Consider the following 22164-nt stretch of genomic DNA (forward strand, 5'->3'; position numbering starts at 1 on the left):
CCTGTCGCGTACACCGAAACTACGGGGGAGATCAACTGTGGCCCGCCGCGCACTGCCCACCACTGCCGCCGCGTTCGCCACGGCGGCGGCGCTGCTTCTGACCGCCTGTGGCGGGGGCGACGAGTCGTCATCGGACGACATCAAGGGGGCGGACAGCGGATCGAGCAGCCCATCGGCCTCCGCCTCGGCGTCGGCCGATGTCGACCGGCCTGACGTGAGCGTGCCGGACGACCTGGACCTGGTCTTCGACTTCGAGAAGCCGTCGGACCAGGACAGCGCGGCAGCCCTTGACGACGCCGCGAACTACATCCGCGCGCTGAACCACGGCATCACGAAGCAGGATCCGGAAGACCCTGCCTTCCAGTTCTATGCGTCGGGCCAGGCCGCCCAGTACGCGCACTCGCAGATCAAGGAGTACGCGGACGGCGGCTGGACGCTCACAGGCAAGGACCGGTACTACCAGGCCGAGATCAACCCCGTCGACGAGTCGGAGAAGGTCAAGACGGTCAACGTCTCCTTCTGTGAGGACCAGTCCAAGGTCTACGGCAAGGAAGTCAAGTCGGAGAAGGTCCACCGCACGAAGGAAAGCCTCGCCAGCTACCAGAAGTTCACCATCCTCATGGCGTCCGTGCAGGGCAAGCCGGTGTGGCGCGCCCAGCAGGTCACCGTCGAGGGGAAGGCGGAGGAATGCCGAGGCTGACCGCGTCCAGGCGGACGAAGCTGATCGTGGCCCTGGCTGCGGGATCCCTCGTCTGGACCGCCGGCCCGGCTCACGCCGACAAGCCGGTCCCCGGTCAGGCGACACCCCCTCCGCAGGGCGGCTCCGACGGAAAGGGAGGCCTGTCAGCCTCGGTCTCCAATATCAAGCTCTCGTATCCGAGCGGCGGGGGCGGCGACGGCAAAGAGGGCAACCTCGGCACGGTCGACCCCAACTGGAAGCCTCCTGCCTGCTGGTACGAGCCCGCGTTCTCTCCGGGGCAGCTGAAGAAGTTCGTGGACACGGACAGTGGCGGTGATGTGGGTATCCACGAGTCCTGGTGGGGCAAGGGGCTCTGGACCGACCACTACCGCGACGGCAAGCCTGCGGAGAACTTCGACCTGCGCGCGTCGAAGAACAGCACAGCCGAGGGGTACAAGGACTACAACCTCGGCAAGGACGGTTACTTCTGGCGCGGGGTGGCACCGGACCCCAATGCCTCCGACTCCTGGGACTGCGGCCGCATCATGTTCTGGGTCGACGCCGGCGAGATGCCGGACGACCCGAACGCGCCCACCCCGAAGACGCTCGCCGAGTACGCCTACAACAAGGTCAAGGTCCCCGAGACGAAGGTCGACCTGAAGCCGGAGGCGAAGTCCACGGTCAACCTTCCCACTTGGGTGTGGCTGGACAAGGGCACCTTCCAGGACGTCAAGGTCCGCGCCGAACTCCCGAACACGGGTTTGTGGGCGGAGACGACCGCCAAGCCGGTCGCCCTCCACCTGGAGCCGGGCACGGACGACGCCGAAACCTTCCCCGCCTCCGGCGACTGCCAGATCAACGACGACGGCAGCATCGGCACCCCGTACACCGAGGGCGACGCCAAGAAGACCCCGCCGTGCGGCATCCGCTACCTCCGCGCCACCAACGGCACACCGTACGAACTCTCCGCCAGCGTCACCTGGCAGATCACCTGGCAGGGCTCCGACGGCTCCGACGGCGACCTCCCCGACGGCACCTTCGAGACCACCCAGGACATGAACGTCCAGGAGATCCAGTCGGTCAACCGCTGACTACCGGAGCCGATCCCCACCCCTGCTTAGCTTCGTTCTCTGTTGCGTACACCGAAAAACTACGGGGGAGACCAACTGTGGCCCGCCGCGCACTGACCACCACTGCCGCAGCATTCGCCACGACGGCGGCGCTGCTTCTGACCGCCTGTGGCGGGGGCGACGAGTCGTCATCGGACGACACCGAGAGGGCGGACAGCCAGCCGAGCAGCCCGTCGGCCTCGGCCTCGTCCGCGGCACCCGGCGTCAACCGCCCGGTGATCAAGCTCCCCAGCAGCTTCCAGCTGACCTTCGAGAACTGGACGAGCAGCGACCCCGTCGAACAGGCGGTGCTCAACGACGGCAAGGAACAGCTCCGGGCGGGGTACGAGGCGATCATCGAGAACGATCCCGACAGCAAGGACCGTGCTTTCTACGACACGAAGAACGGCTTCCTGCAGAGCCGGCAGTGGATCAGGACCTACACGGACAAGAACCTCACCGTCATCGGCAAGTTGCCCGTGTTCGACCCCAAGGTCACCCTCGCCAAGGACAAGGCAGCGGCGTCCCTCTCCTACTGCACCGACGAGAGCAAGGCCTCCACGAGGAACCGCAAGACCGGCGAGGTGAAGGGGAACCCGGCGGGCACGGACCCCGAGGTCCTCTACGTGATCTCCATGGGCAAGAACGCCCAGGGTGTGTGGCAGGCGGTGTCCGCCCACTCGGAGAGGGGTGGTTGCGCACAGTGAGTCCCTCACACGTCTCCCGACCCCTCACGGTCTACTCACTCACCGTCGCTCTCCTCGCACCCGTGCCTGCCGTCGCCCTCCACCTGAGCATCGGCACCCCGTACACCAGGGGCAACGCCGACAAGACCCCGTCCTGGCGCGAGGCCTGCCGCGATCGCCAGAGCCTCGGTGATTCTGCCCGCTCCCTGCCGGACTTCCGTCTCAGCCGCGACGGCAGCTGTGACCAGAGCCTGCAGGAAGTACGTCAGTTGCAGGTCGGCGGCCATGTGGCACATGCGGCGAACGACATCCGGTCGCTCGAGCTCGTCGAGCCGGGACGGAATCCCCTCGATCGCACCCGACCACAGCAGCAAGGAAGGTGCCGTCACCTCATGCTCGCGCAAACAGCCCAGTTCGTCGGCGATAGCCATCGTGGATGAAGAGAAACCGCCGACGCCTCGGACGAGCTCGAGCAGCCGATCGACCTCACCACGCCGACGGTGCACCAACTCGCCGACAGAGGCCGTGCCAACGCTCCACGTACCGGTCGCCGACACGGCCCCGATCTCCACGACCGCGCCGAGCGGTCCGAAGATCTCGCGTGCCAACACGGCTTCCGGAACGGGAACAGTCTGACGCGCCATCGAACAACAGGTGAAAGAGCCTTACGGGTTGCACCGTCACGGTCTCGGTCCTCGGCGCGAGGAACAAACAGGGCGTGGTCCTGTCCACGGACCCGCGTGCCATTGCCGAGAGTCTGCGCACCATCACGCCCCACCGTGAAGGTGACGCCTGGCGCAGAGTCACGACCGTCGAGATTCCGGAAGTGGGCCCGGCCGCGCGCACGTACGGTGTCGAGGACGTGCCCGTCGCCGAAGGGGACAGCCGTACGCTGCGTATGGTGCTGACCCAGACGTACGTACCCGTCCCGGGAACCACCGACCAGGTCGTACTCATCTCCGGGGCCGGCCCCGTGCTGGACCTGGCCGAAGCTTTCCATGACATCTTCGACGCTGTGACGAGCACGTTCCGTATCATCTGAGTCGTCTGACCTGCTGGGGGAATCCACATGGGCAAGGGCAAGAGCGACCTCGCGCTCCCGTTGACCGAGCTGGAGGGCTTTGGGCGCCGGCTTCGTTCCATCAAGACCCGTCTGAATCACACCAAGAAGCTCTTCGAGTCCTACAAGGACGACATCGGCGACGGCAGTGTCAATGACGCGCTCGGGGATTTCGAGTCCAACTGGGAAGACGGGCGCGAGGACATCACGCAGCAGCTCGACGCGCTGGCGAGTATGTCCGATGCCGTTGTTCGCGAGTTCAAGAAGCTTGATGACGAGCTCGCCAAGAAGGCGAACGAGGCCATGAAGACCGAGGACAAGCGGGGCGGTAAGGGCGGTAAAGGGGATGGCCGGGGGAAGTAACCCGCTTCCGAGAGACATGAAAAGGCCCCGGATCCGGAGATCCGGGGCCTTTCGTGCGCCTGCGTCAGGAAGCGACCGCGGCGTTGAGGTGCAGGTCCGCCGCGAGGCCCTGGGGCGAGACGGCGAGGCCCACGCCGCCACCGACACCGGCGTTGACGCCGACGGCCGAGGTCTCGACGTAGAGACCGGCTGCGGCACCGGCACCCGCGGCGGCGCCCGCCTGGCCGCCGGCGATGGTGTCCAGCTCGGCGTCGGACATCTGGGCGGTCTCGATCTGCGGGGAGAAGGCCATGGAGGGGTGGTTCCCTTCGTTCAATAATTCGAAGTGCTCGAGCGTGACCGATCAAAGCACGTCGGGAGAAGGCCCGGCCAGTCGGTGGTTATGGGGGTGCGGTGGATTTCGGGGGCCGAATTCATGAGTGTGACCATTCGGTCACCGGGCACCCCGTCCTCTTCACATCTTCCGCCACCTTGCGATACGGGAATGTATTGCGCGGCGGGGGAAATGAGCCGAGCGCGGTTCCCGCCCGGGATGCCTACGACCCCACGGTGAACGGTGTGCAGATCCGCAGAAGGTTCCGGATCAGCGGTTCACCGACTGGATCTCCTGCACCGTCACGTCCTGTGTCGTACCGAATGTGCCGTCGGGGAGGTCTCCGCCTCCGCCGTTCGTGCTCGTCCAGTTGATCTTCCAGGTGACCGTGGCGCTCAGCGGGTAGGACTCGTTCTCGCCCGTGGAGCGCAGGTAGCTCACGCCGCAGGGCGGCGTCCTACCGGCCTTGCCCTTCGCATACGGTTCGCCGATGCTGCCGTCCTCGTTGATCGCGCATTCGCCGGAGGCGGGGTAGGTCTCGGCGTCGGCCGTGCCCGGTTCGATGTGCAGGGAGACGGGTTCGGCGGTGGTGGTTGCCGACAGGCCCGTGCCGGGGAGGCTCGCCGTCACCGAGAGCTTCTTGAACTTGGCCTTGTCGAGCCAGATCCAGGTGGGCAGGTTGACGGTCGACTTGCCCGTCGGGGCCATCTTGATCTCGGTGTCGGGGACGGGGAGTTCGTCGTAGGCGTATTCGGCGAGGACCTGGGGGGAGACGGCCAGGGGCTCCTTCGGGGGGTCGCCCTCGTCGACCCAGAAGGGCGGCTTGTCGCAGGACAGGGCTTCGGGCTCGTCCTTGCGGTTGGGGTTCACCGCGGCCGCCCAGAACATTCCCTCGCCCTGCTTGTCCAGGTTGTAGTTCTTGTACGGGTGCCCGTTCTTGTAGCGCTCGTCCAGGGAGTCTCCGATGAAGTCTCCGATCCCGTAGAAGAACGAGATGTCGAAGTTCCGCCACGTCTTCACCGTGGACTGGATCTCCTTGGGCGAGAACGCGGGCTCGTACCAGCAGGCCGGGGGTGTCCAGTTGCTGTCGGTGGAGGACAGGGAGCCGGACTTCGTGGAACCCGGAGCGCCGTCGACCGTCGTCTGCACCTTGGTCCGGACGGTGATGTTCTGGCCTTTCCTGCCGCCCTGCGCATCACCCAGACTGGCGCCCTGGTCGGTCTTGCTTCCGGCGTGCGCCATCGTCGGTAGGAGGGCCAGCGGCAGGGCAAGCGCGGTGGCGACCCCCACTCGCGTACGCATGCACGTCACGGTCGGCACTTCTCCGCTCCTCGCTCGGACGTCACCTTCACGGTCTGCCAGACGCCCGTCGCGTTCTTCTTCATGCGCGCGTTGTAGGACACGTAGTCGTCCGCGGATCCCGGCGCCTGCTTGACCTTCTTGGTCTTGCGGTCCTTGCTGTTGGACTTCGTCTCGTCACCGCAGTACGTCATCGTGGCGGACGCCTTGCCGTCCAGGGTGACTTCGCGGTCGTAGTAGCGCGTCTCGCCGGCCCACGACGTTCCGGCGTCGTAGAAGGACTGGACGTATGTCGCGGCGGCGAGCAGGGCGTCGTCCTTGCTGTAGAACTTGAGCGCCGGGTGCTTGGCGGCGTCCACGGTGATGGCCTCGTCGATCGAGTTGATCATCCGCTCGTTGTCCGCGAGCACGGCGTCCTTGGCCGGGTCACCGGTCGTGCCGCCCTCGAAGACGTTCTTCACATCCGCCGGCAGCTTGATCTCCGGCCGGTCGATGTCGTCGGCCGGGGCCGATGCCGACGGGTTCGCCGACCCCGCACCGGTGTCCGCGCCCGCGATCTTGTCGTCGTCCTTCTTGTCCGCCGTGTCCGAGCCTCCGCAGCCCGTCAGCAGCAGCGCCACCGCCGCGGTCAGGGCGGTCGCGGCCGCCGTGCTCGTGCGTGTGCGCATGGGGGTGTACCTCCAGTGGGGGGATCGGTGCTCAGCAAGGCCGAGAGGGCCTCACTGGACCTCGTTCTGTGCCACCGCCTGCCCGTGGACGACCACGTCGCCGCCGTAGAACATCCCCGTGAAGACCGGGGAGTAGGTGAGCTGCACGTCGACCTCCACCTGCTCGGCGGTCGCCGCCACGCAGTGGGTCGCCGCGATGTCCGCGCCCGTCATGTCCATCTCGCGGGCGAAGGCCTTCACACGGGCGTTGCAGTTCCCGAAGTTGATCGGGGCGGGGCCGCCCACGTCGTCGTAGAGGGCCTCGCGGTCGATGTCCTGGGCGGCGAAACGGGCCGCCTGTTCCGCGATGTCGGCCGCCCGTTCCCGCTTGGAGATGGACAGGCCGCCGTCGATCACGAACGCGGAGAGGGAGAGGAAGACCAGCGTGAAGATGATGACCGCGCCGGCGCCCGAGCCGCGGTCGTCCAGATGTGCGCGACGGGCGGCCCACCAGGAACGCCAAAGCGGCGGATACGGGCGGTTGTGGCTCACGCCGACCTCCGGAACGGGTCCAGCGGAGAGCTGAAGCTCGCCGTCAGCGTCGTCGGGACGTCGAGGCCGAGCGTGGCGAGGCCTCGCACCTCGCAGCTCACCTCGACCGTGAAGATGGTGTCGGGCTCGAAGCCCTCGCTCGTCTGGACGACCGACACGGGGCCCGCGCAGACGTCCGTCAGGTTCGCCTCCGCGGCCTTCTTCGCCTCGGCCATGGCGGTGGCGTGGTTCTTCTGGATCGAGCCCGCGCGGGCCGCGTCCCGAGCCGCTCCGTCGAGCGCTCCGCGGCCGTCCACGAGCTGGCCGAAGGCCACCAGGACGAGGATGAACAGGATCATCACCGGGGCGAGGATCACGACCTCGATCGTGGAGAGGCCCCGGTCATCCGTGGACCGGCCGTCCTTCGAAGGGACAGCGGGAGGAGAGAGGGTCATCAGTTCTCCTCCTGAACGAACCGTTCCACCGGGCCCGCCGACTGCGCGTGCACCGTCAGATCCAGGCCCGGGAACACCGTCGGCACCCGCGCCGCGATCTCCACGCCCACCGTGTTCTGGTCCGGCTGGAGCATCGTCACGTCCGGCCCCAGCACCAGTTGCGGGCCCAGTTGGCGGATGTACGCGTCCACCACGTTCTGCGCCTCGCCCCGCCAGGCACCCGGGTGTTCGTCGGCCGTGGCACGCGCCTTGCGGGCTCCCGCCTGGGCCGCCGCCTGGGCCACGTGGTCCGCGAAGAAGTACAGGGCGAACTGCACCGTCGCGAAGATCATGAAGAACAGCACCGGAGTGAGCAGCACGAACTCGATCGCGGTCATGCCTGAGTCACCGCGGGCGGCCGCCCTCTTCCGTGCGGCCTCCACCCTGCGGCGTACCCGTCTGCTCACGTCCGCCAGCATCCCCGTGACCCCGTCGTCCCCACGTCTGTCCTTGCGACTGTCTCTGCGACGATCAGGCGGTCAGCAGGTCTTGCCCGCGTCCGCGCCCTTGATGCAGTCGCCGACCTTGTTGGCGCCCTCGCTCAGCGCGGCGTTGATGATGGCGGCCACGACACCGACGATCGCCACGACGACCGCGGAGATGATGACCCACTCGACCGCGGAGGCACCGCGGTCCAGCTCGCCGGAGCGGGCACGCTCGGTGCGGGCCTGGAGGAAGGTGACGAGGAAGTCCACGGCCGGGATGCCGGTGTGGAAGGTACGTCCGTTCATGACGTCTTGTCCTTTCGAAATCGGTTCACGGAAGTTCTGGAGTTGTGAAGGTCGCTCACTGCAAGGCTCATGCGCGGCTCACTGCACCTGGAACACCCGCATCGCCGCCGGAAAGATCAGGAACACCAGGAACCCGGCGCACAGCAGCAGCTGCGCGACGAGCATCGACTGGGACTTCTCGCCCGCGCTGCCCTCGATCTCGGCGAGTTCGCGGTGCCGCATGGTCTCGGCGCGGGAGGCGAGGGACTCGCGGACCTTCGCTCCGTCGTCCGCGACCAGGGCCAGGGAGGCGGAGAGGTCCTTGAGCTCCTCGACGCCGATCTCCTCGCCGAGCTGGCCGAGCGCCTGCCACTGGCTGAGGCCGGTGATGCGGGCGTCGGACAGGGCGTTGCGGATGCGCTGGTTGGCCCAGCCGTCCGACACCTCCGCCGCCGCCATCAGGGCCTCCGGCAGACCGCGTCCGCCGGCGAGGCTCATCGACACCAGGTCGAGGTACGCGCCGATCACGCGCCGCAGGTCGCGCCGCTTCTCGGCCGCGTCCCGCCGTACCTCGAGGTCGGGCAGGAAGAAGAAGACCACCGCGAACAGCAGCGCCAGCCACACCGGGATGATCGGGCTCTTGCCGACGCCCAGGGTCCAGACGATGGCGAACAGGAACGGGCCGAAGAACAGGCCCGCCACACCCAGCAGCACCTTCGTCGCCAGGAACTTCTCCCAGCTGCGCTCGAGCACCGCCAGGTCCGCGCGCAGCGAGCGCTGCTCCCAGCCCTGCTGCAGGTAGAACTCGGAGACCCGCAGGCCGACTTCGGCCCGCAGCGCACCGAGGCGCCCCTTCTCCCGTTCGCGGCGCGCCGATTCGTACGCCGAGCCGCGCGCCCGCATCGCGTCGATCCGCGCGACCTGCGAGATCGCGCTCCGCTTGCCGGGCATGAGGGCGCGGACGAGGGCGTAGATGCCCAGGCCGAGGACGGCGCCGACGACGAGCGGCATCGTGAGGTTCATCGGCGTGCCCCCTCTTCCTGCGGCAGCTGCTGGGACTGCTGCGACTGCGTCCTGGGACGGACGAACTGGACGGCTGCCTCGTCCCGCACCAGGAAGCGCTCGGGCGTCTCGATGGTGGACAGCTTGCGCAGCCACCAGAAGCCGAGCGCGAACAGGCCGCAGACGCAGGCCAGGACGAGCTGGCCGGCGGGCGTGCCGTACGGCTCCACGAATTCACGGTTGAAGATCGACAGGCCGAGGACGAAGGAGATCGAGACCGCTACGACGATCTGCACCGACCGCCGCGTGGACGATCGCTGTGCCATCACGCGCTGCCGCATGTCGACCTCTTCGCGGGCCGACTTGGCGAGGGCGCCGAGCACTTGACGCAGACCGGGGCCGCGCAGCCGGGCGTTGAGGATCAGGGCCGCGACGATGATGTCGGCGGAGGCGTCGTCGATCTCGTCGGCGAGCTGCTGGAGCGCCTCGGGCAGCGGGGTGCGGGAGCGCAGGCGGTCGACGAGGGCGTCGAGGTGGGGTCGCAGGACCGGGGCCGCGGCGCGGGCGGAGGCGGGGATGGCCTGCTCGAGGCCCACCGCGCCGGCGATGGTGTCGCGCAGTGACTCCGTCCAGGAGGCCAGGGCCTCCACGCGGCGCATGGCGGCCCGTTCCTCGCCGGCGCCGCCGAACAGGCGGTCCCAGAAGAAGACGAGGACGCCGGCCGCGATGCCCGCGACCGCCCAGCGGGTGAGGAGGAGGACGACGAGGCCGACGATGGCGGCGAGCGAGCCGCGCCGGCCGGCGAAGCGGATCAGCTCGCTCGCCCGCTCGGCGGCCTTCTGCTTCTCGTGGTCGGGCTTGACGGGCAGGCCGCGTACGGCGACGAGGAAGAGCGCGATGCCGCCGCCGACGGCGATGCCACTGCCTATCGAGTACAGGACGGTGGTGGAGAACAGGCCGCCCATGGAGCCGAGCGAGCCGAGTGCCGCGAGAGTCGTGTTCACGCCCGTCACCCCCAGGTCCCGGTCGGCCGGTAGCCGTGTGCCATCAGTTCCTCCACGCAGGCTATGGGGGCGTGCGGTACGACGCGGCCGTCGGGAGCCTCCGCGAACACCTCGCTGGACAGGACGCGTCCGTCGACGCCGTTGACCTCGCGGACGGAGGTGACCATGCGCTGGAGACGGCCGCCGTTGCCGTAGTTGTTGCGCCGCTGGATGAAGACGACGAAGTTCACCGCGCCCGCGATCAGCATCTGGCTGGCCTCGATGGGCAGCCGCTCGGAGGCCTGCAACGCGTAGGTGGAAATACGGTTGAAGACCTCGTGGGAGCTGTTGGCGTGGATCGTGGACAGCGAGCCGTCGTTGCCCTGCGACATCGCGTTGAGCATCGTGACGATCTCGTCGCCGAGGACCTCACCGACGATGACCCGGGAGGGGTTCATACGCAGGGACCGTCGCACCAGCTCCGCCATCGAGATCATGCCCTGGCCCTCGGAGTTGGGCAGGCGTTCCTCGAAGGCGACGACGTTGGGGTGCAGGTCGGCGAAGGTGTCGAGGCCGAGCTCCAGGGCCCGCTCGACGGTGATGAGGCGCTCGTGCGGGGGGATCTCGTTGGCGAGGGCCCGGAGGAGCGTCGTCTTGCCGGCGTTGGTGGCGCCCGCGATCATGATGTTCTTGCGGGCGCGGACCGCGCAGGCCATGAAGTGGGCGACCTCGGGCGTCACCGTGCCGTTGCCGACGAGGTCGGAGATGAACACCTTGCCCATGCGCGCGCGGCGGATGGACAGGGCGGGGCGCCGGGTGACGTCCATGACGGCCGACAGACGCGAGCCGTCGGGGAGCCGGAGGTCGAGCTGGGGGTTGGCCGAGTCGAAGGGGCGGGAGGACAGACCCGAGTACGCGCCCAGCACCTGGATGAGCTCGATGAGCTCCTCGTCGGTCTCGGCGACGGGGTCGGCCTTCACCTCACGGCCGTCGGCGTACCCGACGAACACCTGGTCGAAGCCGTTGATGTCGATGTTCTCGACCTCGGGGTTGTCCAGCAGCGGCTGGAGCCGGCCGACGCCGAACAGGGCGGCGTGCACGGCGGACGCGTACTGTTCCTCGGTCTCGGCGTCCAGCGGCGTACGGCCCGCGTTGATCTCGGCGCGGGCGTACTCCTCCAGGATCTGGGCTATGACGGCACGCGCGTACTGCCGCTCGTCCTCCGTGGACATCGGAGTGACGTTGTTGACCTGGTCCTGTCGGCGCTGCTCGGCGATACGGTCGCCGGCGTCCTGGCGGAACCGCTTGACCAACTGGTGGTCGACAGCGGTCATGCGCCGGCCCCCGCGTGGCCCTGCATCTGGCCCGGGTGGTTGTGCTGGGACTGGTGGGCCTGGTTCGCCTGGGCCGAGGCGGCCCAGGCGGCGCCGTACTGCTGGTAGATGTCGGCCGCGACCTTGCGGGCGGAGCGGATCAGCAGTGACTTGTCGAGGCGGCCGCGCCTGCGGCCGGCCAGCTGGTCGGCGCCGGCCGGGTCGTCGGCGATGGTGCCGACCACACGGGCGCCGGTCTGGGCGTGCACGAGCATGTCGTTGACCTGTGAGGCGAGCTTGCCCGCCGTGCCCGTGTCGGCGATCAGGACGACGCCGATCATCGGGGTGCCGAGGCTCGCGGCGCCGCGCGATCCGCCGTGCAGCTTGCCGGCGAGGGCTGCGGCGCGGTCACGGACCCGGGCGATGGCCTCCGGCTCGGTGCGCGAGATGAGCAGCACGAGCGCGGCGTGCGGGAACAGTTCGACGGCAGGGGTGTCCCCGCTGACGCGTCCGCAGTCGGCGATGACGTCGGCGGCGGCGTGCGGGGAGTCGGCGAGGGAGGCGAAGGCGTGCCCGAGGGTGGGCCAGAGCCCCGCGAGGCCGGCCGCCTGCTCGGCGATGCCGAGCCCGACGAGCACCTCGAGGCCGCCGCTCAACGGCTGGACGTGGTCCCAGAGCTGGTCCGGCACGAGTCCGCGGCGCGCGGTGGCGGCGATGGACAGCATGCCGGTGTTGGGGTTGAGCGGTCCGCCGTGTGCGGCGGCACTGCGGTAGACGAGGTCACCGCCCGCCGGGTCCGCCTCGGCGAGCAGGACACGCCGCGGCCAGACCGCCGAGAGAGCGACGGCCGCGGTGGTGACGCCGGGGGAACCCTTGTCGGCGGCGAGAGCGATGAGCGCCATGGGGTGGGTGCCGCCTTCTAGTTGCCGGGGACGTGCACGATGGCGACCTGGTTCGCGGCCGCCGCGGAGGCGAGCGCGGCCGCGTCGGCCTCGTCGACGAGGACGGTGAGCGAGAGGTTGCCGGTGCTCACGGTCGCGTCATCGTCCTCGGCGACGTTGTTCACCCGCGCGTCGTCGACGATGGCGCCGCCGGAGGACGAGGTGCCGCCCGAGCCGGTGCTTTCGTCGGTGCTGTTCGAGGGGGCGCCGCTGGTGCTGACGCGGTAGGCGGCGACGATGTCACCGGCCTTGATGTCGGACGGGTACTGGCCCTCCTTGAGGGCGAGGCCGACGGAGGCCTTGCCCGCGGGGAGGCTGGCCTTCTCACTGAACATCTGGCCCATCACGACCGTGTTGGGGTAGATCGTGGTCTTGGCCTTGAGGCGCTTGAGGGAGTTCAGCTGCTCCCACGTGACGTAGTTGATGCTGTCGTCGGCGGCGACCATCACCGAGGTGACGTTGTCGCCGACGGACTCGCCGGCCTGGATCTCCTTCGTCACCTTGACGACCTCGACCCGGTTACCGACCTGCAGCACGAGCATCGTCACGCCCAGCGCACCCACCAGGATGAGCAGCACCGCGAGCGCGGCCAGTGCCGGTTTGCGCTCGCGAGGTGGGGCGGGAAGCCGGTCGCCGACCGACGGCTGAGCCGGAGAGGCGGAACGACCTGCGCCCGCCCCCGTACGCTCTTGGATCTTCACGCAACCGCTCCCCGTACACCCAAGATGATGTCTGTCAATTTGCCTTCAAAATTGGACACTTCACCCGCGCCTGCCCCGCACGGAAACTGCGGAACGGGCCGGACGCACCCGCCCGACCTGGGCGAATAGCCAGCACTGGGGGTGAGTGTCAAGCCATCGCACCGTATCAGCCGCACATAAGCCCCTCAAGGCGCGTCCTACGTCCTGAACCTCACGGCGCGCACCGTTATCCATCTGCAACTTCCGGCCTGGACAAACCCGTTGATGGCGGCACACCGACACGCCGTTCCCTGCACGGTTCCCTGTGCGGCAGCGAATCCGTCCCGGACCGACGGACTCTCGGCCACCGGCTCTTTCGTCACGCCTCGGCCATGAGGCCCACACGATTCACTCACGTGAGCCGGGATTTCGCCGTGCCATGATCTTCGGTCTGCCCCCCAACGAGGAGTCCCCCATGAAGCGGGCCGCGCTCGCCGCCTCCACCCTGTCCCTGCTCTCCCTCGCCACGCTCACCGCGTGCGGCGGGGACGCCGACTCGGACGCAGCGACCGGTGAGCCGAGGCCCACCGCGTCCCGCGCGAAGCAGGTGACCCCGGCCGAGCGGCTGGCGAAGCTCATGATCACGAAGGCGGACGTGCCGGGGCTCGATGTGAAGCCCAAGTCCGCGGAGGACGACGAGTACGCCTTCGCCCAGTCCCCGGACGACGTCACGGTGGACAAGCCGGCCTGCGCCCCGCTGGCCTACGCGATGAACCAGCTGCCCCTCGGCGAGGCGCAGGGCGATCTGACCCACTCCGTCCCGCAGAACAGCCAGTTCACGTACATCACGCTCACGACGTACGCGCCCGGCAAGGCCGAGTCCGCCTTCGCCGGACTGGCCAAGGGCGTCGACTCGTGCGGCGGTGGCTTCACGGCGAAGGCGAAGGGCACGGCCCCGTACGACTCCGTCACTTCCGAGAAGCCGGTGGCCGAGGGCGGTGACGAGTCACTGGCCTTCCGCTCCACGACGACCATCAAGGGCATCACCCACACCATGCACGCCCAGGCCGTCCGCAGCGGCGACGTCATCGCCGTCTACTTCTCCGTCGACGGCATGGCCATGGTCCAGGAGAGGCCGGGCGACGCGAAGCTCCCGGCGACGGTGGTGAAGGCCCAGAACGCGAAGCTGGGCTGAAGCAGGCGGTTCCGCTACCGGTACGCCGCCGGGGCCCGCCGAGCCGCAACCCGGCGACCTGTAGCACTCGCGAAGCCCCGAGTAGAGTGCCGCCCGGACAGCGATCGGAACGCGGGGGAGCACACCGGTGAGAGCAGTCGCGACAAACAGGGCATACGCAGTACGTATACCGGCGTGGAGCAGCGACCGGCTCCGTGTCCTCCGGCTGCTGCTCGCCCTCTGCGCCGTAACGGCTTTCTTCGCAACCGCCACCCCGGCCCGAGCGGCGGAGGCCACGCCCGTCACCCAGGCCGCCTACCTCGCCGACCGCCTGCGCGAGAACCCGGTCCACGTCACCGACCAGCTCCCCCGCGAGATCCCCCGCTCCACCGCCCCCGACTTCGCCAGGCTCGCGAAGAAGACCGGCGTCCCGACCTACGTCCTGGTCCTGCCCACGCAGAGCGGCACGGACGGCAGGCAGTTGCTCGGCGCGGTGCACGACCGGCTCAACCGGGACGGGTTGTACGTCCTGGTCGACGACAGCGCGGTCGCGGAGGCCACGGCCTACGGCGTGCGCGTGCCGGCCGACGCCGCCTCGACCGTGGCCATGTATGAACTGCCCTACGACGCGGGCCCGTTGCGCAGCTTCGAGCGTTTCGTCGACGTCGTCGCCCAAGGTGACGAGAAGGCCAGGGCACGGGCCGAGGCGGCGCGTGAGACGTACCGGGACGACGAGCCCGCCGAGATGTACATCGGCCCGTCCGACCGACGCAACCAGTCGTTCGTCACAGGCATCCTGCTTACCGGCGTGCCTCTGCTGATCCTCCTGGTGGCCGGGTACGCGGGCCGCCGCCGCCGTCGCTCCGGGGCCGGCCGGCGCGTCCCCCGCTGGGTCGTCCCCGGCGCGGCCGTCGCCACCGCCGCTGCCCTCGCCCTCACCGCGCCCGTCGTCTTCGACCAGACCAGGTCGAGCGCGGCGGAGCCGCCCACCCCCGCCGACCTGTCCGCCCGGGTCGACCGCGTCGCGGCGGGCCTGAAGAAGGACCCCGTCTACGCGGACCCGGAGAGCCCGAGGGTCCTCGACTCTCGCCAACTGGACCGGCTGCACGACCGGATCCGGGACTTCCGGCGTTCCGACGGCGGCGGCCCGGTGTACGTCGCCCTCGTGCCGCAGACACCCGCGAGCGAGTCGGCCGGCGACTCGTGGCTGTTCGCCGCCGCCGTGCACGCCGAGTCGCGCCGGGACGGGCTGTACGTCGTGGCCGACCCGGACGACGGCACGATCGACGTCTACAACTACGGCCTGCGCATCGCCTCCGACAGCCTGTCCTTCGACCTGCCGGACGCCGTCACGCTCGGCGATAGCAAGGCGGACGAGGCCGACGACCACCTCCTCGGCGAGCGCCTCGACACGCTCATGACCTTCCTCGACAAGGCCCCGCGCACGGACCGTCCGGGATTCGAATCCACGCCAGCCGCCGCCCCGAAGGCCGACGAGGAGTACGCCCTTCCGCCCCTGTTCGCCACCGACTTCTGGCCGGGCCTGTTCGTGGGCGCCTTCGCGGCACTTCTACTGTCCGGTGTCGTGGCGGGCGTGATGTGGAGCGTCGGCCGTCTGCGGCGCCGCGATCCCGCGCCCGAGCCCACTGACGTCCTTCCCTTCACCGCCCCGACCGAGCCGTCGGCCTCCTACCTCCGACGCACCGCGTACACCGAACTGACCACACTCATCAGTGAGTTCACGGACCCGGACGACCGCACCCGCGCCTGGGACCACCTCGACGCGGCGATGCTCCTGGTCGACGGCGACCCCGACCGCGCCCGGGCAGCGGGCACGGCTCCCGCGACCCTGGTCGCCGTCATCGTGCTCGCGCGGGCGGGCCGTGCCGCACTCGCCGAGGACGCAGACGACGCAGACGACCTGCGCCACGACCTGTGCTGCGGCGTCAACCCCCTGCACGGGCCCGCCGTCAGCCGTCACCACGTCCGGGTCACCACGGAGGGGGTCGCCAGACGGCTGCTCCCGGTCTGCGAGCCCTGCCGCGACACGGCCATCGCCGAACCGGGCGGCATCCCGGGCAGGTTGCTGAGGCTGCCCGACCCCTCCCTCGGCAACAGCCGCGTGCCCTACTACGACGCGACCGACGGCCCGCTGACCGCCGTACCCCATGGAATCGCCCGGCTGATCGACAAGGTGAGGGAGACCGCAGGTGTCCACTGACGTCAGGCGCGTGACCACCGTCCTCACGGCGCTGCTGCTGGCGGCGCTGACCACCACAGCGAGCCCCGGTGCCGCATGGGCGGCGGACAGCGCCGGGCCGAGCGCCGGGCAGCGCATCGCCAACGCGTTGCGCACGTCTCCCGTCTACGTCGACGAGGCCTACGCCGATGCCGTACCGCCGTCCCGGCAGCGGCAGTTGGAGCGGCAGATCCGGGGCACGGGCCTGCCGATCAAGATCGTGCTCAGGCCCCTCACCAAGGGCGACGCCTTCGACGGCGACTCCGATGTCCTGGCGGGGACGGTTCGTGACCGGCTCCCGGATCAGCGCGAGCTCGTCCTCATCACGACGGACGGTGACTTCGCGGACTCCCTGGACGGCTACGAGTGGCCCGCCGACACCCACCAGACCCGGGACGCCGTGGCCGCCGCCGGCTTCCTGGACGAGACGCGGGACGCGGGACTCGCCGACCTGACCGGCAAGGCCGTGGAGCTGGTCGCGGAGGGCAGGGGCACAGAGCGGTACGAGGAGGCGATCAAGGACCTGGACGGCTCGGCGGCGCCCTCCGCGACGCCGGACGATTCGGCGGCGACCTCGGCCGCGTCGCACTCGGGCGGCTCCGCATGGTGGCTGCTCATCGGCGTACCCGTCCTGGCCCTGGCGGCCGCCCTCGCGGCCCGGGGCGGGATCCGTTCCCGCAAGACGGCCCCGGCCGTGCCGCAGCTGGTGTTCGCGACGGCCCGCGCGGCCGACGAGGCGGAGCTGCGGCGCCGGGCGGAGGCGGAGGTCCTGGCGCTCGGCGAGGCCACCCAGACCGCCGACCTCTCCACGACGCCGGGTCTCCAGCACGCCCTCGACGCGTACGCCGCCGCCGGCACGGTCCTCGACGGGGCCCGGGGCCTGCCGGACCTGGCGGGCGTCCTGGCCCTGGTCCAGGAGGGCCGTGACGCCCTGACCGGCACGGACGGGGCCCTCCCCCGCTGCTTCTTCCACCCCCTGCACGGCCGCGCCGCCCTCCGCACCGGCTGGCGTCCGCTCGGCCGCCGGGACCGGCTGGACGTGGCGGTGTGCCAGGAGTGCGCGGACGCCCTGCGGGGCCGCCGCGCCCCCGAGGTGCTCACCGACACGGACGAGGACGGCCGTACCGTCCCCTACTTCGAGCTCCCGGCCGAGCGGAGCGTGTGGGCCGCGACGGGGTACGGCTCGCTGACGGCGCCGCTGGCCGGGATCAACTCCCGGAGGACCAGGGCCCGTTGACACCGGGCCCGGGGGAGGCCACGGTGCAGCCATGACTTCGGGCACGCGAGACACCGTTCTGCCTGTACCTCCCACCGACACCGGCCTGGTCGAGCGCGTCCGCGAGCTCGGGCCCCTCATCCGCGGGCACGCCCTGCGGACCGAGCGGGAGCGGCGGGTGACGCGGGAGGTCGTGGAGGCCCTGACCGGGACCGGGATCCAGCGGATGAACGTGCCCCGGCGGTACGGCGGCTACCAGAGCAGCCTGCGGACCCAGGTCGACGCGCTGGCGGAGCTGTCCGCCGCGTGCGGTTCGGCCGGTTTCATGACGCTGATCCAGGCCGGTTGCGCGTACGTCGCCGCGCTCTTCCCGGACGAGGCGCAGGACGAGATCTTCACCGGCCCCGACGTGCGCGTCGGCGGCAGCCTGGTCCCGAGCGCGACAGCGGTCCCGACGGGCGACGGCGGCTATGTCGTCAACGGGACCTCGCCCTTCGCCACCGGCTGCCGGGACGCGGACTGGCATCTGCTGACCGCCCGGGTCGAGGGGCGGCCCGAGTCGGTGTGGACCGCCGTGCCCGTGGCCGAGCTGGAGATCCTGGACGACTGGCGGGTGTCGGGTCTCGCGGGCAGCGGGAGCAACAGTGTCGTGGCGCGCGATGTCGTCGTACCCGCTCACCGCGTGCTGCCGGTCGCCCCGCTGCTCGGCGGTGAGTTCCCGTCGAAGGCCAACGCCGACGACCCGTTCTACCGAGTGCCGGTGCTGCTGATGTTCTGCGCCTGGGCGACCCCGAACGCCCTCGGCCTCGCCCGCTCGGCACTCGCTGAGTTCCGCGAGCGGATCCACCGGCGGGGCATCACGTACACCTTCTACGAGCGGCAGAACGAGGCGCCCGTCACGCATCTGCAGACGGCCGAGGCGGCGTTGAAGCTCTCCTGCGCCGAGCATCTGACCGACGAGATCGTCACGCTGCTGCAGACGCGGGCGGCGAGCGGGGAGCCGTACACGACCGAGGAACGGGCCGGGGTCCGGGCGCGCAGCGGCTATGTGGCGCGGCTCTGCCTGGAGGCCGCCGACCTGCTGGGCTCGGCCTCGGGTGCCTCCTCCCTCCACGAGGAGGTGCCGATCCAGCGGGCCGTGCGCGATCTGCGGGCGCTGAACCTGCACGCGTTCGTCCATCCGGCGACGAACCTGGAGCTGTACGGCAGGGTGCTGGCGGGGCTCGAGCCGGGGACGCCGTTCATCTAGCCGCCCGCTTGCGTACCGGGCGGGCGGTCCTCCCGTATCGCCGCGAACAGGGCTCTGGCCCGTCGGTCGTCCCACTTCACCGCGCTGCCCTTGGAGGTCCGCAGGTCGGGATCGGCCACGGGGACGTTGAGCTGTCTGCCGCCGCCGGCCGTGGCCTTCTTCAGGGCCTCGAACAGTTTCATGAGGTCGGGCAGTTCCGTGCCCTGGTCCACGATGAGCGTGTCGAGGCCGGCGCTCAGGGTCGGGAAGGACTTGGACGGGTCGGCGAGGGTGGACGGGGTGGCCGCCTTGTCGGCCAGGGCGGCGAGGAACTTCTGCTGGTTGCGGGTACGCCCCAGGTCGCCCTGGGCCTCCTGCTTGCGCTGCCGTACGAAGGCCAGCGCCTCGGAGCCGTCGAGGGTCTGGCAGCCCGCGGGCAGGTCGGCTCCGGAGTCCTTGTCCCGTACGGCCTTGTCCAGGCACATGTCCACACCGCCGACCGCGTCCACCACCCCTACGAAGCCGGCGAAGCCGATCTCCGCGTAGTGGTCGATGTGCACGCCGGTGTTGCGTTCCACGGTCTGCACGAGCAGATCAGGGCCGCCCAGCGAGAACGCGGCGTTCAGTTTGTCCGGCGTGGCCCGGTAGCTCCTGCCGGTGCCGGGATCGACGTAGGGCGGGAGGGTCACCCAGGAGTCGCGCGGCAGGCTGAGCATCGTGGTGCCGTTCGCCCCGGTGTGCAGCAGGATCACCGAGTCGGTACGGCGGCCGCCGGTCGAGCCGGTGTTGAGGTCCTTCTTGTCCTTCTCCGACAGGCCGTCGCGGCTGTCGGAGCCCACGACCAGGTAGTTGGTGCCCTCGCCGGGCGGCACCCGGCCGCTGAGGGTGCCGAGGTCGACCTGCTGGTTGAGCCGGGTGTCGGCCCAGACGTACGTACCGGCGCCGGCGAGCACCAGGACGGTCGACAGCACGGCCGCCGTACGCACGAACCGGCGGCCGCTTCCGGCCCGGCGCCGCGGGGACCTGCTGCCGCGGCTTCCGCTGCCGGAGTTTCTGCCGCCGGGGTTTCTGCCACCCGGGTTTCTGCTGCCCGGGTTTCCGCCGTCCTCTCTTCTGCCAGGTTCCTGGACGCCGATGTCGTAGCGGCCGGGCGCGGCCGACGAGGACATGCCGGGCAGCGGGGCGGTACGGGTCGACGGCGGGGGCACCATCGGGGACGAGGGCGGGACCCTTCTCGGGTCCCGCCCCGCCCGGTGGTCTCCCGGATGGTCGGTCCAGTCGCTCATCGGCCCCTCGAAGGTGCTGTGGGTGTCAGGGCATCGGCACGCTCTTATACGGAACGGGCCCACCGATCTGTTCAGCGGCCGTGCCCGAGCGCTGCATCCGCTGCCACCTGAGCCGACTGCCGACCAGCAGCGCGACCAGCGACTGGATGACGACGAGATACATCAACTGCCGGTAGACGACGATCTGGAACGGCATCGACCACAGGGCACGCACCGGCTCGCCGTCGAGTCTGAGCGCGTAGCCGGAGCAGACGATCTGCACACCGAAGAAGGCGAACCACACCGCGGCCGACTCCACCGGGTCGCGGAACAGCACGCCGTACAGGGCGTAGACGTCGATGACGGGCGCGAGCAGTGGCAAGGCGACCTGGAAGAGCGCGAGGTAGGTCAGCCCGCGCCGCCCGAACCGCCCGGCGGGCCCCCTGCCGAAGACCGCCCCGCGATGCTTCCACATCGCCTGGAGCGTGCCGTAGCACCACCGGTACCGCTGACGCCACAACTGCCGCACGCTGGTGGGCACTTCGGTCCAGGCGACGGCGGACTCCTCGTACAGCACCCGCCAGCCCGCCCGCCACAGGGCCATCGTCAGGTCGGTGTCCTCGGCGAGGGTGTCCTCGCTGACCCCGCCGACGCCGATCACCGCGTCCCGGCGGAACGCCCCGATGGCACCCGGGACGGTCGGCATGCACTCCAGCACCTCGAACATGCGCCGGTCGAGGTTGAAGCCGAAGACGTACTCGAGGTGCTGCCACCTGCCCAGCAGGGTGCGCCGGTTGCCGACCTTGGTGTTGCCGCTGACGGCGCCCACGGCCGGATGCGCCAGCGGCTGGACGATCCGCTCGATGGCGTCGGGTTCGAAGACGGTGTCGGCGTCGACCATCACGACGATGTCGTACCGGGCGTGCGCGAGCCCGGTGTTGAGGGCGGCGGCCTTGCCGGAGTTGGGCTGCCGCACCACCTCCACCCTCGCGTCACCCATGTTCTCGGCGATATCGGCGGTCCGGTCGCTCGACCCGTCGTCGATCACGACGATCTGCAGCTCCCGGTGGCTGGAGTCGAGCAGCGACCGCAGGGTCGACCCGATCCCGGCCTCCTCGTTGTACGCCGGGACGAGCACGGTCACCGGCCCGGACGCGTCGCGCATCCAGGGCGCCCCGGTTCGGAACCGCTCCAGCCTGCGCACATGCGCCCGCGCGAACAGGGCGAGCAGCAACAGCCGCAGTATGCCGAGCCCACCGGCGACACCGAGGATCCAGATCATGGCGGTGGAGAAGACCTGCCCGATCCGCGTGGTCCAGATCAGCGCCTCCCCCAACCACCGCTCGACGAAGGAGGCGGACTTGTACGGAACGAGCCCGAGCCCGTCGGACACGGTGGTGAACCGGTCGACCGTCCGGTTCTTCAGCAGCCTGCGCGCCTCCGCATAGGCACTCTCCGTCTGGCTCAACTGCCGGACGATCCCCTGCGCCGGCTTCCGCGCGCCCTTGTCGGCGGCGACGAGCACGTACCCGTACCCGGTGGCCCGCCGCGCCGCGTCCCACTCCCGCCCGCACAGCGTGTCGGGGGTCGTCGTCCGCGGCATCCGCAACAGGTTGGTCCGCTGCCCGGTGCTCCCGGCCAACGCACTCTGGGTCAACTCGAGTTCGGCCTCGAAACGGGGCGCGGACGACTCCCCCAGCACGGCCCCGGTGTACGTGTTGGACCCGATCTCATGCCCCTCGGCCCGGATCCGCCGGACGAGCTCGGGATGCCGGGCGGCCTGGGCCCCGTGCACGAAGAAGGTGGCACGCGCCCGGTTGGCCTTCAGCAGCTCCAGCAGCCGCGGCGTCCACACGGGGTCCGGCCCACCGTCGAAGGTGAGCGCCACGGTCCGGGCGGGCATGGCCCCGGTCCGTATCCCGTCCCGGTTGATCCCGATCACGGGCCCGCCCCGCGCCACGGCATCGGGCACGGGCGAGGCACAGGGCGTCCGCGTCTTCGCGGCATCGACCTCGTGCTGGGTCCAGCCCTCGAAGATCAGGAAGGCGAAGACGACGGGGAGGGTGAGGGCGAGGAGGAGCCAGTGGGCTCGGGGGTCGCGGGATTGTTTGTGACGGGCGCGGGCCTTGGATTTGGCTTTGGCCTTGGCGGGGGTCAGGGTGCGTCACCGCCCCCGGGCTCTGACCACGCATAGGCTCCCGCGGGCCGTCTTCTCCACGCGCTTGAGTAGAA

General features: G+C 70.1%; 24 protein-coding genes. 9 read left to right on the top strand and 15 right to left on the bottom strand.

The features are described from left to right. Positions 1-37: 37 nt before the first annotated feature. From OG542_RS16545 to OG542_RS16555, 3 genes are all read left to right on the top strand, one after another. A complete protein-coding gene (locus OG542_RS16545; RefSeq protein ID WP_328411681.1) occupies positions 38-700 on the top strand; it encodes a hypothetical protein in 663 nt (220 codons plus the stop codon). Next, complete coding sequence (locus OG542_RS16550; protein ID WP_328411683.1) at positions 688-1770, top strand: hypothetical protein; 1083 nt, start codon at positions 688-690, stop codon at positions 1768-1770. Before OG542_RS16545 ends, OG542_RS16550 begins: the two co-directional genes overlap by 13 nt. A gap of 77 nt (positions 1771-1847) precedes the next feature. Beyond that, complete coding sequence (locus OG542_RS16555) at positions 1848-2495, top strand: hypothetical protein (protein WP_328411685.1); 648 nt, start codon at positions 1848-1850, stop codon at positions 2493-2495. Between the two features lie 35 nt (positions 2496-2530). Here the strand turns inward: OG542_RS16555 and OG542_RS16560 are convergent, their stop codons facing one another. Continuing rightward, entirely contained in the window at positions 2531-3118 is a 588-nt protein-coding gene (locus tag OG542_RS16560; RefSeq protein WP_328411686.1) for a hypothetical protein, read from the bottom strand. Between the two features lie 74 nt (positions 3119-3192). Here OG542_RS16560 and OG542_RS16565 point away from each other — a divergent pair, with 74 nt between their 5' ends. Continuing rightward, the gene (locus tag OG542_RS16565) at positions 3193-3516 is read left to right on the top strand and encodes a hypothetical protein (protein ID WP_328411688.1); all 324 of its coding nucleotides are present in this window, start codon (positions 3193-3195) and stop codon (positions 3514-3516) included. Between the two features lie 27 nt (positions 3517-3543). After that, a complete protein-coding gene (locus OG542_RS16570) occupies positions 3544-3897 on the top strand; it encodes a hypothetical protein (protein ID WP_328411690.1) in 354 nt (117 codons plus the stop codon). 64 nt (positions 3898-3961) lie between these two features. Here OG542_RS16570 and OG542_RS16575 read toward each other — a convergent pair whose 3' ends face one another. From OG542_RS16575 to OG542_RS16630, 12 genes are all read right to left on the bottom strand, one after another. Further along, positions 3962-4189, bottom strand: a complete 228-nt coding sequence (locus tag OG542_RS16575; protein WP_328411692.1) for a hypothetical protein — start codon at positions 4187-4189, stop codon at positions 3962-3964. A 291-nt stretch (positions 4190-4480) separates the two neighbouring features. After that, a complete protein-coding gene (locus OG542_RS16580) occupies positions 4481-5512 on the bottom strand; it encodes a hypothetical protein (protein ID WP_328411694.1) in 1032 nt (343 codons plus the stop codon). A gap of 5 nt (positions 5513-5517) precedes the next feature. Next, positions 5518-6177, bottom strand: a complete 660-nt coding sequence (locus OG542_RS16585) for a hypothetical protein (protein WP_328411696.1) — start codon at positions 6175-6177, stop codon at positions 5518-5520. A gap of 51 nt (positions 6178-6228) precedes the next feature. Beyond that, positions 6229-6708: a pilus assembly protein TadG-related protein gene (locus tag OG542_RS16590; RefSeq protein ID WP_408057764.1), complete on the bottom strand. Its 480-nt coding sequence runs from the start codon at positions 6706-6708 to the stop codon at positions 6229-6231. Then, positions 6705-7142: a TadE/TadG family type IV pilus assembly protein gene (locus tag OG542_RS16595; RefSeq protein WP_328411698.1), complete on the bottom strand. Its 438-nt coding sequence runs from the start codon at positions 7140-7142 to the stop codon at positions 6705-6707. The genes OG542_RS16590 and OG542_RS16595 overlap by 4 nt, the downstream gene beginning before the upstream one ends. Beyond that, positions 7142-7600: a TadE family protein gene (locus OG542_RS16600; RefSeq protein WP_328411699.1), complete on the bottom strand. Its 459-nt coding sequence runs from the start codon at positions 7598-7600 to the stop codon at positions 7142-7144. The genes OG542_RS16595 and OG542_RS16600 overlap by 1 nt, the downstream gene beginning before the upstream one ends. A gap of 60 nt (positions 7601-7660) precedes the next feature. Continuing rightward, entirely contained in the window at positions 7661-7912 is a 252-nt protein-coding gene (locus OG542_RS16605) for a hypothetical protein (RefSeq protein ID WP_031107180.1), read from the bottom strand. 78 nt (positions 7913-7990) lie between these two features. Further along, positions 7991-8914 (bottom strand): type II secretion system F family protein, encoded by a 924-nt coding sequence (locus OG542_RS16610; RefSeq protein ID WP_193482453.1) that lies wholly within the window; start codon positions 8912-8914, stop codon positions 7991-7993. Further along, positions 8911-9858 carry a type II secretion system F family protein gene (locus OG542_RS16615; protein WP_328417948.1) on the bottom strand — a complete coding sequence of 316 codons (948 nt, stop codon included), beginning with the start codon at positions 9856-9858 and terminating at the stop codon, positions 8911-8913. The genes OG542_RS16610 and OG542_RS16615 overlap by 4 nt, the downstream gene beginning before the upstream one ends. A gap of 44 nt (positions 9859-9902) precedes the next feature. Beyond that, a complete protein-coding gene (locus tag OG542_RS16620; RefSeq protein WP_328411702.1) occupies positions 9903-11210 on the bottom strand; it encodes a CpaF family protein in 1308 nt (435 codons plus the stop codon). Next, on the bottom strand, positions 11207-12091 hold the full coding sequence (locus OG542_RS16625; protein ID WP_184591609.1) for a hypothetical protein: 885 nt from the start codon (positions 12089-12091) through the stop codon (positions 11207-11209). The genes OG542_RS16620 and OG542_RS16625 overlap by 4 nt, the downstream gene beginning before the upstream one ends. A 17-nt stretch (positions 12092-12108) precedes the next feature. Further along, a complete protein-coding gene (locus OG542_RS16630; protein WP_328411704.1) occupies positions 12109-12831 on the bottom strand; it encodes a hypothetical protein in 723 nt (240 codons plus the stop codon). Between the two features lie 454 nt (positions 12832-13285). Here OG542_RS16630 and OG542_RS16635 point away from each other — a divergent pair, with 454 nt between their 5' ends. The 4 genes from OG542_RS16635 to OG542_RS16650 all read left to right on the top strand — a co-directional run bounded on the left by OG542_RS16635 (position 13286) and on the right by OG542_RS16650 (position 18688). Continuing rightward, on the top strand, positions 13286-14005 hold the full coding sequence (locus OG542_RS16635) for a hypothetical protein (RefSeq protein ID WP_328411705.1): 720 nt from the start codon (positions 13286-13288) through the stop codon (positions 14003-14005). 127 nt (positions 14006-14132) lie between these two features. Continuing rightward, the gene (locus OG542_RS16640) at positions 14133-16205 is read left to right on the top strand and encodes a hypothetical protein (protein WP_328411706.1); all 2073 of its coding nucleotides are present in this window, start codon (positions 14133-14135) and stop codon (positions 16203-16205) included. Then, complete coding sequence (locus OG542_RS16645; protein ID WP_328411707.1) at positions 16195-17460, top strand: hypothetical protein; 1266 nt, start codon at positions 16195-16197, stop codon at positions 17458-17460. The genes OG542_RS16640 and OG542_RS16645 overlap by 11 nt, the downstream gene beginning before the upstream one ends. A gap of 31 nt (positions 17461-17491) precedes the next feature. Then, positions 17492-18688, top strand: a complete 1197-nt coding sequence (locus OG542_RS16650; RefSeq protein WP_328411708.1) for an acyl-CoA dehydrogenase family protein — start codon at positions 17492-17494, stop codon at positions 18686-18688. Here the strand turns inward: OG542_RS16650 and OG542_RS16655 are convergent. Further along, positions 18685-19953 (bottom strand): LCP family protein, encoded by a 1269-nt coding sequence (locus OG542_RS16655; protein ID WP_328411709.1) that lies wholly within the window; start codon positions 19951-19953, stop codon positions 18685-18687. The two genes, OG542_RS16650 and OG542_RS16655, sit on opposite strands and share 4 nt — an antisense overlap. A 25-nt stretch (positions 19954-19978) precedes the next feature. Next, complete coding sequence (locus OG542_RS16660) at positions 19979-21904, bottom strand: glycosyltransferase (protein WP_328411710.1); 1926 nt, start codon at positions 21902-21904, stop codon at positions 19979-19981. Between the last annotated feature and the right edge of the window lie 260 nt (positions 21905-22164).

The sequence above is a fragment of the Streptomyces violaceus genome, assembly GCF_036014075.1.
Lineage (GTDB): Bacteria > Actinomycetota > Actinomycetes > Streptomycetales > Streptomycetaceae > Streptomyces > Streptomyces violaceus.